The organism is Spongorhabdus nitratireducens (assembly GCA_947387575.1).
Lineage (GTDB): Bacteria > Pseudomonadota > Gammaproteobacteria > Pseudomonadales > Endozoicomonadaceae > CANDOC01.
In genome coordinates this window covers 231,918-246,667 of the sequence record CANDOC010000009.1, presented here as the reverse complement: position 1 = coordinate 246,667, position 14,750 = coordinate 231,918, and the positions used below count along the sequence as shown (strand labels likewise).

General features: G+C 49.1%; 18 protein-coding genes. 10 read left to right on the top strand and 8 right to left on the bottom strand.

Features of this window, described 5'->3' with window-relative positions:
• The first annotated feature begins 27 nt into the window (after positions 1–27).
• Positions 28–945: an EamA family transporter RarD gene (gene rarD / locus ACYZZ0_RS17345; protein WP_461537910.1), complete on the top strand. Its 918-nt coding sequence runs from the start codon at positions 28–30 to the stop codon at positions 943–945.
• A gap of 104 nt (positions 946–1,049) precedes the next feature.
• Positions 1,050–1,574, top strand: a complete 525-nt coding sequence (gene ftnA, locus ACYZZ0_RS17340) for a non-heme ferritin (RefSeq protein WP_461537909.1) — start codon at positions 1,050–1,052, stop codon at positions 1,572–1,574.
• A 74-nt stretch (positions 1,575–1,648) separates the two neighbouring features.
• Here ftnA and ACYZZ0_RS17335 read toward each other — a convergent pair whose 3' ends face one another.
• From ACYZZ0_RS17335 to ruvC, 3 genes are all read right to left on the bottom strand, one after another.
• A complete protein-coding gene (locus ACYZZ0_RS17335; RefSeq protein ID WP_461537908.1) occupies positions 1,649–2,701 on the bottom strand; it encodes a hypothetical protein in 1,053 nt (350 codons plus the stop codon).
• A 181-nt stretch (positions 2,702–2,882) separates the two neighbouring features.
• Positions 2,883–3,494, bottom strand: coding sequence for a Holliday junction branch migration protein RuvA (gene ruvA / locus ACYZZ0_RS17330; RefSeq protein ID WP_461537907.1), 612 nt, complete (start codon positions 3,492–3,494; stop codon positions 2,883–2,885).
• A gap of 8 nt (positions 3,495–3,502) precedes the next feature.
• The gene (gene ruvC, locus ACYZZ0_RS17325) at positions 3,503–4,018 is read right to left on the bottom strand and encodes a crossover junction endodeoxyribonuclease RuvC (RefSeq protein WP_461537906.1); all 516 of its coding nucleotides are present in this window, start codon (positions 4,016–4,018) and stop codon (positions 3,503–3,505) included.
• A gap of 189 nt (positions 4,019–4,207) precedes the next feature.
• Here ruvC and ACYZZ0_RS17320 point away from each other — a divergent pair, with 189 nt between their 5' ends.
• Positions 4,208–4,357 carry a hypothetical protein gene (locus tag ACYZZ0_RS17320; RefSeq protein WP_461537905.1) on the top strand — a complete coding sequence of 50 codons (150 nt, stop codon included), beginning with the start codon at positions 4,208–4,210 and terminating at the stop codon, positions 4,355–4,357.
• A 72-nt stretch (positions 4,358–4,429) separates the two neighbouring features.
• On the opposite strand, the gene ACYZZ0_RS17315 is transcribed toward ACYZZ0_RS17320, so the two are convergent.
• Positions 4,430–5,176, bottom strand: a complete 747-nt coding sequence (locus tag ACYZZ0_RS17315; protein ID WP_461537904.1) for a YebC/PmpR family DNA-binding transcriptional regulator — start codon at positions 5,174–5,176, stop codon at positions 4,430–4,432.
• Between the two features lie 215 nt (positions 5,177–5,391).
• Between ACYZZ0_RS17315 and napF the strand changes: the two genes are divergently transcribed.
• From napF to moaA, 7 genes are all read left to right on the top strand, one after another.
• The gene (gene napF, locus ACYZZ0_RS17310; RefSeq protein ID WP_461537903.1) at positions 5,392–5,916 is read left to right on the top strand and encodes a ferredoxin-type protein NapF; all 525 of its coding nucleotides are present in this window, start codon (positions 5,392–5,394) and stop codon (positions 5,914–5,916) included.
• A gap of 54 nt (positions 5,917–5,970) precedes the next feature.
• Positions 5,971–6,219: a chaperone NapD gene (locus ACYZZ0_RS17305; RefSeq protein WP_461537902.1), complete on the top strand. Its 249-nt coding sequence runs from the start codon at positions 5,971–5,973 to the stop codon at positions 6,217–6,219.
• A 65-nt stretch (positions 6,220–6,284) separates the two neighbouring features.
• Positions 6,285–8,777 (top strand): periplasmic nitrate reductase subunit alpha, encoded by a 2,493-nt coding sequence (gene napA, locus ACYZZ0_RS17300; protein ID WP_461537901.1) that lies wholly within the window; start codon positions 6,285–6,287, stop codon positions 8,775–8,777.
• A 16-nt stretch (positions 8,778–8,793) separates the two neighbouring features.
• The gene (locus tag ACYZZ0_RS17295) at positions 8,794–9,282 is read left to right on the top strand and encodes a nitrate reductase cytochrome c-type subunit (RefSeq protein WP_461537900.1); all 489 of its coding nucleotides are present in this window, start codon (positions 8,794–8,796) and stop codon (positions 9,280–9,282) included.
• Positions 9,283–9,289: 7 nt separating this feature from the next.
• Positions 9,290–9,958 (top strand): NapC/NirT family cytochrome c, encoded by a 669-nt coding sequence (locus ACYZZ0_RS17290; protein ID WP_461537899.1) that lies wholly within the window; start codon positions 9,290–9,292, stop codon positions 9,956–9,958.
• Between the two features lie 39 nt (positions 9,959–9,997).
• Positions 9,998–10,129, top strand: coding sequence for a TIGR02808 family protein (locus ACYZZ0_RS17285; protein WP_461537898.1), 132 nt, complete (start codon positions 9,998–10,000; stop codon positions 10,127–10,129).
• 49 nt (positions 10,130–10,178) lie between these two features.
• Positions 10,179–11,159, top strand: coding sequence for a GTP 3',8-cyclase MoaA (gene moaA / locus ACYZZ0_RS17280; RefSeq protein WP_461537897.1), 981 nt, complete (start codon positions 10,179–10,181; stop codon positions 11,157–11,159).
• Positions 11,160–11,163: 4 nt separating this feature from the next.
• Here the strand turns inward: moaA and ACYZZ0_RS17275 are convergent, their stop codons facing one another.
• The 4 genes from ACYZZ0_RS17275 to ACYZZ0_RS17260 are packed head-to-tail and all read right to left on the bottom strand — an operon-like array spanning position 11,164 to position 14,687.
• Positions 11,164–12,357, bottom strand: coding sequence for a hypothetical protein (locus ACYZZ0_RS17275; RefSeq protein WP_461537896.1), 1,194 nt, complete (start codon positions 12,355–12,357; stop codon positions 11,164–11,166).
• 12 nt (positions 12,358–12,369) lie between these two features.
• Positions 12,370–13,278: a cyanophycin synthetase gene (locus ACYZZ0_RS17270; protein WP_461537895.1), complete on the bottom strand. Its 909-nt coding sequence runs from the start codon at positions 13,276–13,278 to the stop codon at positions 12,370–12,372.
• Entirely contained in the window at positions 13,275–14,129 is an 855-nt protein-coding gene (locus ACYZZ0_RS17265) for a D-alanine--D-alanine ligase family protein (protein ID WP_461537894.1), read from the bottom strand. Before ACYZZ0_RS17265 ends, ACYZZ0_RS17270 begins: the two co-directional genes overlap by 4 nt.
• A gap of 36 nt (positions 14,130–14,165) precedes the next feature.
• Entirely contained in the window at positions 14,166–14,687 is a 522-nt protein-coding gene (locus tag ACYZZ0_RS17260; RefSeq protein WP_461537893.1) for a hypothetical protein, read from the bottom strand.
• Between the last annotated feature and the right edge of the window lie 63 nt (positions 14,688–14,750).

Genomic DNA, 14,750 nt, shown 5'->3' with positions numbered 1-14,750 from the left:
TCACATTCGGGTTATTTGGTTTCGGGGATGAAAGCCCCTTCGTGCAGTTTGCAGGTTGGTGATATGTCCGGTGATGCTTCATTCCTGAAAGGGCTTGGCTGCTCGGTTTCAGCCTCTGTACTGTTTGGATTCACTCCTGTCTACGTTCAGTGGCTGGAGCCCCTGAATGGCACTGCCATATTCAGCCACCGGATTTTGTTCTCCGTCGCAGTGGCAATCATTATTCTCACCCTGTTTAAAAAATGGTGCAGGCTTGGTCATGCCGTTAACAGTGTGGCCAAAATTGCCGGTTTGATGGTTTGCTCGCTGATAGTGGGCATCCAGTGGTGGCTTTTTGTCTGGGCTCCACTCAATGGCTATACCCTTGATGTTGCCATGGGGTATTTCTTGCTACCGCTGACAATTGTCTTGACCAGTTTTATGTTTCTACGCGAGAAAGTCAGCACACTGCAGAAAGTCGCAATTTTTGCAGCCAGCTGTGGCGCATTGCATGAACTTGTCACTCAGGGACAGCTGTCATGGGTAGTCTTGCTGGTTTCTCTGACCTACCCGGCTTACTTTTTAATCAAGCGCAAGGTTGGTGCGGAAGCCCTGAGCTCCTTCTTTCTTGAAAGCCTGATTGTGTTACTGGCTATTATTGCTATCCCCGGAATAGACTTTGATTTTGCTACCGCATCAGATGCCCCTTCACTTTGGGTCTTGCTACCCGGGCTAGGCCTGCTCAATGCTATTTCCATGCTGTTTTATATCTCTGCATCCCGCCAGTTGCCAATGGGACTGTTTGGTCTGCTGAGCTACCTTGAACCCGCGCTGATTTTTCTGGTTGGTTTATTGGTGCTCAAAGACAGCATTTCAGCCGAGCAATGGATTACCAACAGCATGATCTGGATCGCAGTGCTTCTGGTCTGCATAGATTCCATCAAAGCACTGAAAGCCGAGACATGACCAGAATTTTAAAACGAGGCATATCTGTAACGATGTATATCAGTGCATATTTTCTGTGACTGCTGCAAAATAGCGCGGGTATTTAACCAGGGAATAATAACGTCATGCTAAGCGAAGCCATGATCAAAAGCCTGAACGACCAGATTAATCTGGAGTTCTACTCTTCCAATATCTATCTGCAGATGAGTTCTTGGTGCGAGCACAAGGGACTGGAAGGCTGCGCCCAGTTCCTGCGTGCACACGCTACTGAAGAGATGGATCATATGAACCGCCTCTTCAACTATGTGAACGAAACCGGTGCCATGGCCATTATCGGTGCAATCGAAGCACCGGCCTGCGAATTTGAAGGTATTGAAGACGTATTCACCCAGATTCTGGACCACGAACGTCTGGTAACCCGCAAGATCAACGAGCTGGTTGATATGGCGTTCACCACCAAAGACTTCTCAACCTTCCAGTTCCTGCAGTGGTATGTGGCGGAGCAACACGAAGAAGAAAAACTGTTTGCCTCTATCGTCGACAAGATCAAGATGATCGGTGCGGAAGGTAAAGGCCTGTACTTTATTGATAAGGAAGTGGCCAAGCAGGTCGGAATTCATTCAGCAGAGACATCAAGCAATCAGGCATAAAATTATGGAGTGTATAGCCTAGTAAAAGCTATACACTCCATAATTCTGAATTTGCCAAAGCTCACTTTCGGAACCTATTCCTGCAATCTCGGCAAGCCAGTAATACCGACAAATGGAATAAGCAGATGAAAAGCATCAGCAGGCTCTATTCCAGTAACCATTGTCAATACTGAAATTGGAATACTCATAATCAGCAGCTTTGTCAGCGTATTGGAGATCTCATGAGTGCAATAACCAACTGAAACAAGAATATCCGATATATTCTGATTAAATTGGAAGCCCGATATTAAAGCAACAACTTCCCTGCAATCACTGATCAAGTACTGCCTGTTTTCATAACTAACAAAATACTGGCTATCTGATAGCCTAGAAACTCCCAAAAGGGATGAGCCAATTTTCCAACGCAGAGGACTTCCATTTATATCAAGAGCTCTTATGAGAACATACGCTATGGATATTTCAGGTTGATCATCACAGGGCTGAAGTGTCACAACAGCAGTAGTAACTCGTTCCAACCTGTCTTTCATTAAGACTCGCATTTTTTCCAGCGCGATATGGTTGTAATCAGACAATCGGTTGTAGGCTGAGAAAGCTATGAAACGACCTGCGTCATCGATAAACGCTGGCGTTTGATACAGAATCCACGAAATAACAATAAGCCACATATTATATCGATGCGACTGCTCAGTTAAATTTCTTAGCTCCGGAAATTCTTGAAACTGTGTACTTGTCATAACAAGGGCGTTATGAACAACTTCTTTTGAGATAACGACCTGACAATATTGACTCTCTACATAATGAAGTACTCGTATCAAATCTTCTCTTGGAAGGATCGTGAATGCTTCGCCCTGAAATGAGCAGTCATCATCAGACAATCCATTCAGCGAAGACGCAATACCTGATAACTTCAGGGAGCCCTGTGGATCCTCAGTCAGATAGATAAAAGGCCTTCCCAGTGTTTTGGAAATAACCTCCTCCATACTTATTGTTAAACTACAGACCTTGCAGGCTTTATCTATTTCCTGACCTGACTCGCTACAGTTAAGACAATTTATTGCCCCCGCCAAATCACAGGCAAATAAGGGAAACAGAAAAGCAATAAATCTCAGTTTCAAACGGAGAGGCATTATATTAAATCCAGCACTATGAACCTAATATGACGCACATGCCCATGGAGAGTTCATTCCATAAAAACCGTAGATCGACTCATCTGCACCTTATATCTGAAAAGCCAAAATCTGACTTCTGCAGCTTTAGTTTCTGATAAGTATCACAAAACCAAAACTGCAGATGAGCGTTACTTTGATATCAAATCATCTGCTTTAGCGCTCGGCGAATCAGCTCCTGACTGTCTAGCCCATCTTCCATCACAGCCTTGATCGCTTTGCTGGCATCCTGTGCCTTGTAACCCAGCGCTTCCAGGGCACTGACCGCATCCGCAGCAGCCTGACGACCCTGTTCCAGATTACCGGACGCTTCCATCAGTCCCGGTAGAGAAGTTGCAGCCGAAGTCTGCCAGCTGCCCAGCTTGTCTTTCATTTCCACGATCAGACGCTCGGCGGTTTTTTTGCCGATTCCGGGAATCCGGGTCAGCGCCATGGCATCATGTTCCTGTACACAGCCCACAAAGGTTTCGGCATCCAGCCCGGACAAAATTGCCAGCGCAACTTTAGGGCCCACACCGTTCACCTTGATTAACAACCGGAACAGTTCACGCTCACGCTTCTCGGCAAAGCCATAAAGCAGCTGGGCATCATCCCGCACTACAAAGTGGGTATGAAGAATGGTCTCCACACCGGTTTCCGGCAGCTTGTAGATAGTGGTCATCGGCGCTTCCAGCTCATAGCCAACACCATTTACATCCAGCAGCAGCGCCGGTGGCTGTTTTTCCAGCAGAATACCTTTCAGTCTTCCAATCACTATTTTATTTACCTCATACGTCCACGACGGACACTGCGAACACCGGCCATTTTGACCAGGCTCTGACGGGTATGGGCATGACACAAAGCTACAGCCAGTGCATCTGCCGCATCAGCCTGAGGCGTATCTTCCAGCTTCAGGATCGACTTCACCATATGCTGGACCTGGCTTTTATCCGCAGAGCCTTTGCCCACTACAGACTGTTTGACCTGCCGGGCCGAATATTCACTGACTGGCAGATCCTGACACACTGCCGCCACAATAGCGGCACCACGCGCCTGCCCCAGCTTGAGGGCCGAGTCAGCATTGCGGGACATAAACACCTGTTCAATGCCGACACTTTGGGGGCAGAAGCGCTCTATCACTTCGGTGATACCGTCATGAATTATTCGCAGCCGTTCAGGCAGCTCGCCTTCACCAACCCGAATACAACCTGAGGCGATATATTCGCAGCGGCTGCCAATTTCATTAATAACACCATAACCGGTAATACGGGACCCGGGGTCAATCCCAAGAATGATCAATGCCTGATAAACCTATAGAAAATAACACTCTTTACTGGAGCCCTATCCTTTGCTGATAAAGGACTTCCGGTTTCTATTAATGTACTGAAGTGACCAGCAGGACACAAAACAAGCCATGAGGTGACATGGAACTCAACAGAGGTTGCAAACCGTAACCAAATACCGAAAGGGGTTACGTGGCGCTCCGCTATGATAGAGGGACTTTTTTACAAGCCGCCGCAACGACAAACACTGGAAACGATCAAGCGAATGGCAATGAACGACCTTTTCTACACCCTGCTTACCCTCACAGCCGTCATTGCTGTTTTGTTTATGCTGTTGCTGGGCTGGAATATGTAATCTGCGACACATATAAAAAATGCAGTGTTCGCATGAAACAAACACTGCATCTTGAGACAAACCGGGTTTTAATTAACCCAGCTGCTCCATCACTTCTGCCGGGATATCGGCATTAGTGTAAACTTCCTGCACGTCATCCAGATCTTCCAGACGATCGATCAGCTTCAGGATCTTCTCTGCACCATCCTTATCCATCGGCGCCTGGGTTGAAGCGATCATCGCCACTTCACCACCCGCCGGAGTCAGGCCACCCTGCTCCAGTGCTTCCTTGACCTGCATGAACTCAGTCCAGTCAGTCAGCACTTCGATGGAACCATCATCATTGGTGACAATATCTTCAGCACCCGCTTCCAGTGCCGCGTCCATTACGGTTTCTTCGTCAGCACCGGCTTCAAAGAAGATCTGACCCTTGCGCTCAAACAGGTAAGCAACAGAGCCGTCAGTTCCCAGGTTACCGCCGTGCTTACTGAACGCATGACGCACTTCAGATACAGTACGGTTGCGGTTGTCGGTCAGACACTCAACCAGTACTGCCACACCACCCGGACCGTAACCTTCATAGGTCACTTCATCCATGTTGGAGTCTTCACCACCACCAGCACCACGCTGTACTGCACGGTTGATGGTATCGCGGGTCATGTTGACGCCCAGCGCCTTGTCGATAGCTGCACGCAGACGCGGGTTATCGTCCGGATTACCACCGCCAGCCTTGGCTGCAACAACCAGTTCGCGAATTACTTTAGTGAAGATTTTGCCACGCTTGGCGTCCTGAGCTGCCTTGCGGTGCTTGATGTTGGCCCACTTACTATGACCTGCCATGAAATGCCTCTTCGCGTCTCAAATACTACGCGGCTGCTGGCAGCCTGTTTGACAGACTGCGGGGGAAGCAGCACACCCAATAGATTTCAAACCCCGCATTATAACGCAACCGCAGGAATGTTGACCAACGCAGATCAGTGTGACCGTGCCTTGAGCAGGAAAAGGCGTTGCACTCTATACTTTCGCAACTCTGCGTTTACGGTCGAGCATGTGAAATGGCAGACGAAAACATTGATCACAGCCGTCGATCATTTCTTTCTTTGAAACGAAATAAAGCCACTCCTCTCAGACCACCCTGGTTCGGGAATGAAAACAGATTTACTTCAATCTGCACCCGTTGTGGTGACTGCATCACAGAATGTCCTGAGAGCATTCTTTTTAACGGCAGTGGCGGTTTTCCTGAAGTTAACTTTGACAAGGGTGAATGCACTTTTTGTCAAAACTGTGCCGGTGCATGTTCGGTTAATGCACTACACTTTGTATCCGGAACATCGCCCTGGCAACTTAAAGCCATTATTGGTCAAAACTGCATTGCAACTCAGGGTGTTCAATGTCTGGCCTGTGTCGATGAATGTCCGACAGAAGCCATTCATCTTGCGCCAGAAACAGACGGCACTTTCATTCCCCGGATACAAGACGACAACTGTACCGGATGTGGGGCCTGTTACCGTGTATGTCCGGTAACCGCCATCAAAATGCAAGAGCCCGTGCTATCTGGCGATGAACTACCTGGTGATTAACGAAATCAGCAGTTCCTGGTTGCACCATTAACTTCCAGACACCGGTACATCTCAATGCCTGCATCTCCCGGTTATGAAGTTTGTGGTCTGGTTGTTCTTACCAGGCCTGAACACCAGCATCAGGTTGAGCAGCAACTTCATGCGATGGAAGGGGTGGATATTCATGCTCAGGATAACTGCGGCAGGTTTGCCATCACCATCGAAGATAATGGTCAGTCTCAACGCATGTTCCGGAAAATAACCCTGCTGCAGGATCTGCCGGAAGTGCTGGATGTTTCCTTTACTTACGGTCACTGCGATTAATCAAACAGCCATTTGCGGTATTTTCCACCAGCAGCTTTATTCAGCGCACACAGGTTGCAGTCACTATGAACGGAAATCGTCGTCAGTTTCTGAAGATGTCAGCAGCCGCTGCAGCCACCAGCGCTGCAGGTTTGGCCGTACCTGCCAGCGCCACCAACCTGATTGCATCCACCAAAAGAAACCGGATTCGCTGGGACAAGGCACCCTGCCGCTTCTGTGGTACCGGCTGTAGCATTCTTATCGGAGTACAGGATGGCCGAATTGTTGCCACCAAGGCAGATCCCGAGGCGCCGGTAAATCGTGGTCTTAACTGCATCAAGGGTTACTTTGTTTCCAAAGGCATATACGGCGCGGACCGCCTCACGACTCCGCTGCTGAGAATGTCGAATGGAATGTACGACAAGGAAGGAGAATTCACACCGGTTAGCTGGGAACGCGCATTCCAGGAAATGGCCAAACAGTTTAAGAAGGTGCTGAAGGAGAAAGGTCCAACAGGCGTTGGCATGTTCGGTTCGGGGCAGTGGACGGTATGGGAAGGATACGCTGCATCCAAGTTTATGAAAGCCGGACTGAGATCAAACAATATTGATCCCAATGCCCGACACTGTATGGCTTCTGCTGTGGGTGGCTTTATGCGCACCTTTGGCATTGATGAACCCATGGGCTGCTATGACGACTTTGAAAATGCCGACCTGTTTGTGCTCTGGGGCTCAAACATGGCTGAAAACCACCCAGTGCTGTGGACACGGATAGCTGCGCGAGTGCTGGCTTATGAACATGTGAATGTCGAAGTTCTGTCAACTTATCGACACCGGTCATGTGACCTTGCCAAACACCCGATGATATTCAAGCCCCAGACTGATCTGGCCATTGGCAACTATATCTGTAACCACATCATCACTACTGGCAGAGTCAACATGGACTTTGTCAATAAGCATACTCATTTCCGGCGCGGCGTTACCGATATCGGATACGGGCTGAGACCGGAAGATCCCCGGCAGCAAAAAGCCAAAAACCCTGATAGTGGAGACTCTGAAGCAATATCACTGGAAGACTTTGCCCGTTTTGTCAGCGACTATACGCTGGATAAAACAGCCGAGTTATCAGGGGTTTCTCCAGAGTTGCTGGAACAGCTGGCCGAAGGTTATGCCGACCCTGATATCAAAGTGATGTCGCTATGGACCATGGGCGTTAATCAGCACACCCGTGGCGTGTGGATGAATAATATTATTAACAATATTCATCTGCTGACAGGCAAGATATCAGAGCCTGGCTGTGGCCCCTTCTCTCTGACAGGTCAGCCTTCTGCCTGCGGAACAGCAAGGGAGGTCGGTACATTTTCCCACCGACTGCCTGCTGATATGGTGGTCGCCAATCCTGAACACCGTAAAAAAGCAGAAAAAATCTGGAAACTGCCGGACGGCACTATCCCTGAAAAACCCGGTTATCATGCTGTGCTGCATGACCGCATGCTGAAAGATGGCAAAATCAACGCCTACTGGGTGATGTGCAACAATAACCTGCAGACTGCTCCGAATCTTGATCAGGAAACCTGGCCCGGCTATCGCAACCCACATAACTTTATTGTCGTTTCAGACCCCTATCCTACAGTTACAGCTCAAGGTGCTGACCTGATTCTGCCGACTGCCATGTGGGTGGAAAAAGAAGGGGCTTACGGTAACGCTGAAAGACGTACCCAGTTCTGGTATCAGCAGGTAAAAGCGCCGGAGAATGCCCGCAGTGATTTATGGCAACTGCTGGAATTTTCCAAATACTTTCAGGTGGAGGAAGTCTGGCCACCAGAGCTGCTAGCCAAGGCTCCGCAGTATAAAGGCAAAAGAGTTTACGATGTCTTATACGAAAACGGTCAAATAAACCGGTTCCCGCTATCCGAGGTGAATCCCGATCGGGAGAATGATGAAGCCCATCATTTTGGCTTCTATGTTCAGAAGGGGCTATTCGAAGAGTATGCGACCTTCGGGCGTGGCAAAGCGCACGATCTTGCGCCCTTTGAAATGTATCACAAAGCGCGTGGACTACGCTGGCCCGTCGTCGATGGCGAAGAGACCCGATGGCGTTTCAACGAAGAATATGACCCTTATGTTCCGGATGGCGAAGATATCCGTTTCTATGGCAAGCCGGACGGAAAAGCCTGGATCTTTGCCCTGCCTTATGAACCACCGGCAGAAGAGCCAGACGAACAGTATCCGATGTGGCTGTCAACCGGCAGGGTGCTGGAACACTGGCACTCAGGCAGCATGACCCAGCGGATTCCGGAGCTGTATAAAGCATTCCCCGATGCCCTGCTGTTTATGAATCCGGACGATGCCAGTGAACTGGGTGTGCGCCGGGGTTCGCAAGTAAAAGTTATTTCCCGCCGGGGTGAAATCCGTACCCGGGTTGAAACCCGGGGTCGAAACAGAATGCCAAGAGGGTATACATTTATTCCCTTCTTTGATGCTTCCCAGCTCGTCAACAAACTGATTCTTGACGCAACCGACCCGCTCTCAAAACAGACGGACTTCAAGAAATGTGCCGTAAGGGTTGAAAAGGTCTGATATCCGGAGTGCTGTCATGACAAATCCTGCCCAACTGATCGTTCGGGTACTGATGGCGACAACACTGGTAACGGTCATAATTGCCTTTGCCGCCAAAGAAAGTGAAACCGAAACAACATCTGACCCGGTCAGGGTTGAGTCATTGCGAGGGCCAACCCCGATAGATGAAGAGGGTAAACCGCCTCCGGTTGCCAAATACCCTAAACAAACCGACCCTTACCCCATGCAATATGTCGGGCAGCCACCGCCTATTCCCCACTCAATTCGGGGGTATGAAATTACGGCTAACAGTAACAAGTGCATGATGTGCCACAGCTGGCAAAACTCTGTGCGAATGAAGGCGCCCAAGATCGGCATCAGTCACTATATGGACCGGGATGGCAATGTTCTGGCTGATGTAGCTCCCAGCCGTTATAACTGCACCCAGTGCCATGTTGTTCAGGCCAATGCCAAGCCTCTTGTTCCCAATACTTTCTCTCCTGTCGACAGCCTGAAAAAGCAATGAAGCTGTTATGAAACTACCTGCCTTTTTGACAGCCCTTCTGCCTGCATTCCTGCATCGATACTGGAAGATATTTACCCGGCCGGTCGCTCTGGCTTTATGGATCATACTGGCGTTCGGTTTTTTTTCCGGAATTATCTTCTGGGGCGGCTTCAATACCCTGATGGAAGCCAGTAACACCGAAGCATTCTGCACCACATGCCACGAAATGCACGATAACGTGTTCCAGGAGCTGAAGACCACTATTCACTTCAGCAACCGTTCGGGTGTTCGTGCCAGCTGTCCCGACTGCCATGTGCCTCATGAATGGACTCACAAGATTGTTCGCAAGGTACAAGCCAGCAAGGAGCTGTGGGGCAAGATTACCGGCAAGATTGATACTCCGATCAAGTTTGAAGAGCACCGTCTGGAAATGGCGAAACGGGAGTGGCAGCGGATGAAAGAAAATGACTCGCGGGAATGCCGCAACTGCCATAACTTTGAGTTTATGGATTTCACCCTGCAGGCTAACCGTGCCGCAGCTCTTCACAGTACTGCACTGGCATCAGGAAAGTTTACCTGTATAGACTGTCATAAGGGCATAGCCCATCGCCTGCCGGATATGGAGGGTATCGAAGGCTGGCAAACCGAGAGGGCAGGTCCGTCAGGAAAAAATAAAACCAATCCTCACAGCCAATGAACCCTCTGCAAATTAACCTACAAGGGGAACACCGTCACTATGAGTACACTTGAGTACGTTATCTGGCATATTCTGGGCTATTCTGTAATGCCTATGATATTTATCGCAGGGTTTGCTATTACCGCTCTGGTAGCCTGCTTCCTTATTGATATCAGCCAGAAGAACAAGTGAGTCCACCTTGGGCTCAAACACAATTCATACGGTGTAATCATGTGCGCTTATGGAACGATTACAAGACACACTGGGACGCACATTTCCCTACCTGAGGCTGTCGGTTACTGACCTTTGCAATTTCCGTTGCAGCTACTGCCTGCCTGAAGGCTGCTTTGATCATCACCACAATAATGCCCTTTCCATAAACGAAATTCGTCGCCTGACTCTGGCCTTTGCAGCAGTAGGCACTCAAAAAGTGCGCCTGACCGGTGGCGAACCCACATTAAGAAAAGACTTTCTGGATATTGTCAGCACCGTTAAGCAGGTTCCCGGCATCAAAAAAGTCGCCATGACGACCAATGGCTACAAAATCAGTCAATGTATTACCCAATGGAAAGATGCCGGTATCGATTCAGTCAATATCAGTATCGACAGCCTTGACCCCAAAGCCTTTGAACTAATTACAGGTCATGATCGCCTTAAAGATATTCTGAAAGGTATAGAAACCGGCCTTGCCAGTGGTCTGTCAAAAATCAAGGTGAATGCGGTACTGATGAAAGGGCTCAATGATGAGAGTCTTGATAGTTTTATCAACTGGGTCAGCAATAAACCTGTTTCACTTCGCTTTATTGAACTGATGCAAACGGGCAGTAATACCCGATTCTTTAACGACCATCATGTTTCCGGGATGAAAATATATGATGATCTGATAAACCGGGGCTGGAAAACATTGCCCCGGGAGCTTGATGCAGGCCCGGCTCAGGAGTTTTATCACGATGATTATCGTGGCCGGATTGGCCTGATCATGCCGTACGCTCCCGACTTCTGTCATAACTGTAACCGCCTGCGCGTTACCAGCCAGGGGCAGTTGCAGTTATGCCTGTTTGCCAGCTCAGGGATTGAATTAAGAGATTTACTTCAGAGTGATGACCAGCATGAAGAACTGGTCATTCGCATGAGAGAGTCGCTCAAATTAAAAGAAGCCAGTCACTTTCTGGATCAGGGTATTACCGGTATGACCCGTAATCTGGCTCAAGTGGGCGGCTGACTGTTTACGAGGGCACGACGCCCACATACTCTTCCTTCTGCTGTGACTGAGTTTTCATTGCGTACAGCCACAGCGCAGGCACCAACAGCGAAGCATAAATATAAACTGAGTTTAATTGCTCCATTGCAGAACCACTGTCGATAGCAAACAGCGCTAACAGCCCGAAGAAGACAAAAACACCAGCCTGAGAGTAATAACTTTTCGCCAATAAATATTGCTGGGTAAACGCCTGCTCTGCACGATCAAAAAAGACCTTATTGAAAGCCAACCGGAACAGGCTGGTAAAGAAAGCAATCGTCATAATCAGTAGCAGCTGAAGCAGCAGATTCATATCTGGAGCAACACCACTGCGCAGCCACCATGACACGGCGTACAACGCTGTTGCTATACGCAGCAGTTTGATGGCATCAACACGGTCGATTGAACGTTTCACCATCCAGAACAGTAATGCCAGCGCAACTGCCAAGCCTACAACCATCCCCCCCAGATTCATGAGCTTTTCACTGCTCAGGAAGTAAAGCGACAATGTCCAGAAATAGCTTTCAAGAAAAAGAAACAAGCCATCAACAAAGAAAACCAGTTTGGAGTGATTGCCGTCTTTCAGGTTTAGCGCTTGCTTAAGACTCACCCTGTCGGCTTTAAGCGCTGACAAGATTTCCGCTTTCGTCTCTTTATTCCAGGTATGCAGTAATCCCAGCAGAGATGCTGTTACAGCCAGTACTGCCAGCAACATTTGGCTACTGTGCTCCAGCAGGAAAGCCCCTGCCAGAATGCCCAGTTTCAGCAGTACAGTTACAACAATCTGGAAGTTACCGAAATGATTACCTGAATTGCGGTAACTGGATAAGTCCTTGAACAGCAGACGCTGGGACATCCAGTAAAAACAGCCGTATACACCATTCGCCACTGCCAACAACCATAAACCGGTTGCTTCAGCCTGAACCAGCATTAAAACCAGCAGGGCTTCTGTCACAAAGGAGCCACGAACAGCCCATAGTTTCCAGCGGCTACTTCTTAATTTCTCCCAGCCAATCAGGGTTACAAAGTAGGCAAGCCCTGACACTGAGATAAAGCCGGCAATTTCACTCAGGGAGTATCCCTGCCGCCATAGCAAGGTCGGCAGGAAAAACGGCAGCAGACCAATCAGAAAGGCATGAATACCGGAAAAACTGTAGAAGTAGCGCACTGCCGTAGTCATCAGAATACTCTCTTAGAATACGTCTGCCTGAGCCACTTCGAGCTGATCCAGCTCGGCAAAGCAGGCTGCCAGATCATCCCTTTCACCGTAGCGGGGATAATCGTGCATTTTGACATAGGGACGGGAGTTCACTTCCAGCAGGATGCACTTCTGATCTTTATGGCTATGCTCAATACCTTTTTCCATGATGACATCAATACCCAGAATCCGGGCACCAAAGGCATCGATGGTTTTTTCCATCAGCTGATGGTTATCTGCTGTTACCTTTTGTTTCTGAATGGTCTCAACCACACCACCTGGCGCCAGCGCAATACGGTGGAACAACTTCACTTGCTCACCACTGGCCGGAACGGTATCAAGGTTATAACCCTGTTTGGCCAGATAGCTCTGGGTCTGCTCACCCTTTTGCAGCGGGTACATACACCCCAGCAATCCCATCTCTTCACGGATCTTGTTTTCAGCATCAATCAGGGTTGCGATCGAGTCATTACCATTACCGGTGACAAAAGGCGCATAGCGCTGAATCACCGATACGATTTTGCCGTTAGCCACCAGCACCCGGTAGTTTTTGCCCTCCAGATACTGCTCAACCACACTGGCAGGCCACCAGATCTTGGCCAGAAAAATGGCTTTCCATAATTCCCGGAAATTTTTGATTGGAAAGTAACTGCCGCGGGAGAACCCGCCGACATTCGGTTTAATCACCAGCGGAAAACCGTGTTCTTTGGCAAACTGATGTGCTCTCCACGGGTTTATGAAAATTTCCCCTTTGGCATGGGGAATATCATTAGCCGCGAAGGTATCCCGTGCCTGCTCCTTGGAACGACAGCTTTTGCGCACGTCCAGCGAGTTATAGTTGGTGCAGCCATTCATGAACTTTCTGCTGATATAGCTGTAAAGGGTCTTTTTCAGAAATTTCATGAAATAACTTCCTTATGGGTGGCAATTTCAGAGGAGGTTGAAGCTGTACTTTTTTTGCCAAACAGTTTGCGAAAGAAAATGGACTTTCTGTTTTTCCGTTCGGGAATCGTTCCGGTAACGGCAGCCAGCTGATAAGTGAGACGATAAATCATCCCCAGGCGCTGTGTGGCTGTCGTATTTTCACAGTGCAGAACCAGAGGCATCGGCAGAAACAGATTGATTTCAAAAATCTTGAACTCGCCAGCCACCAGATCCTGCACACTGTCGGCCCGAATGCCGAACCTTGCGGTTCTGAAGTAACCGACTGTTTTCAGATGATCCCAGAGCTGTTGCATCTGGCCGTAGCTCAACTCGGCAGAAATATCCCGATAGCTGGTTTGTTTGTTGTAAATACCGTTTACCGGCAGATCTTCACCGCTGGTGTTGGTGACTTCGGTAATCGACAGGGTGGCGAACTGATCCGATGTCAGTTCGGAAGTAATCAGATAAACCTCGAACTCCCGCTTGCCCGGTGCACTCTCCTGCACCAGATATGGCAGGTCAGCCTCAGTTCTTGCTGCTCTTGCTGCGTCCAGTTCAATCTGGCTATCAGCCCGGGTAATACCGGCTGAGTTCTGTCCCCATTCCGGTTTGATAAATACCGGAAAGCTTTCAGGCTGCTGCACACCGTTATCCCGAAACTGGTTCAGTCTCCAGCGGGCCGGTATACGTTGATCCATATCCAGTTTGGAAAAGATCCCTTTAGCATTGTTGAAGTAATCTGCATTCAGCTGAAAAAACAGCCAGGGACGAACACGCAGCCAGATACAGTGCCAGATATAGAACAGCACCAGCAGAGAGCGAGTAATCATGGTCTTACTTCCCGGTAGTAGGAGTCAGGCCGGCACTTAGTAAGCCGGCACACCCTCGACTTTTTCTTGTTTAATCAGGCTGAAGTTGGCTGCTGCCATAATCAGACCCAGTACCAGAATGGAAGCCGCCGCATAGAACAGGGAACCGCCGTCGCTTTTACCTTCATGCAGTACGACAATACCCAGCGGGGTAAACAGGTGGAAGAAAACCGCACCGGTCATGACGCCGGAAGCAGCCAGTCCGCCCAGAGCATGGAAATGGGCCCGGCTGAAAACAGGCTTGCGGCCGGTCAGCTTTTCACGCACAAAGAAGAGAGCAGGAACCAGCAGAAATACGCTGACAACCAGTTCAGCCGAACCTACGGCAATCGCACCACTGGTTGCGAACCAGCTGCCAATACCTTCACCCAGTACTCCCTGCATCCAGCCGCCAATAGTACCGAAGATATGTTGGGTATCCGGGTGACCGGAGAACTTGTAGGGCAGTGAGGCAAGAAAGACTTTGGCAATCCAGGCCACGGTAACCCAGCTGAAGATTTGTACGATTTGCTTTTTCATGGTTTCACTTCCGGCTTTGAGATGGGTAGCTGCATTCTCTCCCCTGCAACTATCCACTCTTTA

Bases quoted from the DNA above. Each gene is read 5' to 3' on its own strand.
- napA (WP_461537901.1), top strand. From the start codon at position 6,285: ATGAACGGAAATCGTCGTCAGTTTCTGAAGATGTCAGCAGCCGCTGCA.
- ACYZZ0_RS17305 (WP_461537902.1), top strand. From the start codon at position 5,971: ATGCCTGCATCTCCCGGTTATGAAGTTTGTGGTCTGGTTGTTCTTACC.
- ftnA (WP_461537909.1), top strand. From the start codon at position 1,050: ATGCTAAGCGAAGCCATGATCAAAAGCCTGAACGACCAGATTAATCTG.
- ACYZZ0_RS17275 (WP_461537896.1), bottom strand. From the start codon at position 12,357: ATGACTACGGCAGTGCGCTACTTCTACAGTTTTTCCGGTATTCATGCC.
- ACYZZ0_RS17295 (WP_461537900.1), top strand. From the start codon at position 8,794: ATGACAAATCCTGCCCAACTGATCGTTCGGGTACTGATGGCGACAACA.
- napF (WP_461537903.1), top strand. From the start codon at position 5,392: ATGGCAGACGAAAACATTGATCACAGCCGTCGATCATTTCTTTCTTTG.
- ACYZZ0_RS17335 (WP_461537908.1), bottom strand. From the start codon at position 2,701: ATGCCTCTCCGTTTGAAACTGAGATTTATTGCTTTTCTGTTTCCCTTA.
- ACYZZ0_RS17315 (WP_461537904.1), bottom strand. From the start codon at position 5,176: ATGGCAGGTCATAGTAAGTGGGCCAACATCAAGCACCGCAAGGCAGCT.
- ACYZZ0_RS17265 (WP_461537894.1), bottom strand. From the start codon at position 14,129: ATGATTACTCGCTCTCTGCTGGTGCTGTTCTATATCTGGCACTGTATC.
- ACYZZ0_RS17320 (WP_461537905.1), top strand. From the start codon at position 4,208: ATGATAGAGGGACTTTTTTACAAGCCGCCGCAACGACAAACACTGGAA.
- ACYZZ0_RS17290 (WP_461537899.1), top strand. From the start codon at position 9,290: ATGAAACTACCTGCCTTTTTGACAGCCCTTCTGCCTGCATTCCTGCAT.
- moaA (WP_461537897.1), top strand. From the start codon at position 10,179: ATGGAACGATTACAAGACACACTGGGACGCACATTTCCCTACCTGAGG.
- ACYZZ0_RS17260 (WP_461537893.1), bottom strand. From the start codon at position 14,687: ATGAAAAAGCAAATCGTACAAATCTTCAGCTGGGTTACCGTGGCCTGG.
- ACYZZ0_RS17285 (WP_461537898.1), top strand. From the start codon at position 9,998: ATGAGTACACTTGAGTACGTTATCTGGCATATTCTGGGCTATTCTGTA.
- rarD (WP_461537910.1), top strand. From the start codon at position 28: ATGAAAGCCCCTTCGTGCAGTTTGCAGGTTGGTGATATGTCCGGTGAT.
- ACYZZ0_RS17270 (WP_461537895.1), bottom strand. From the start codon at position 13,278: ATGAAATTTCTGAAAAAGACCCTTTACAGCTATATCAGCAGAAAGTTC.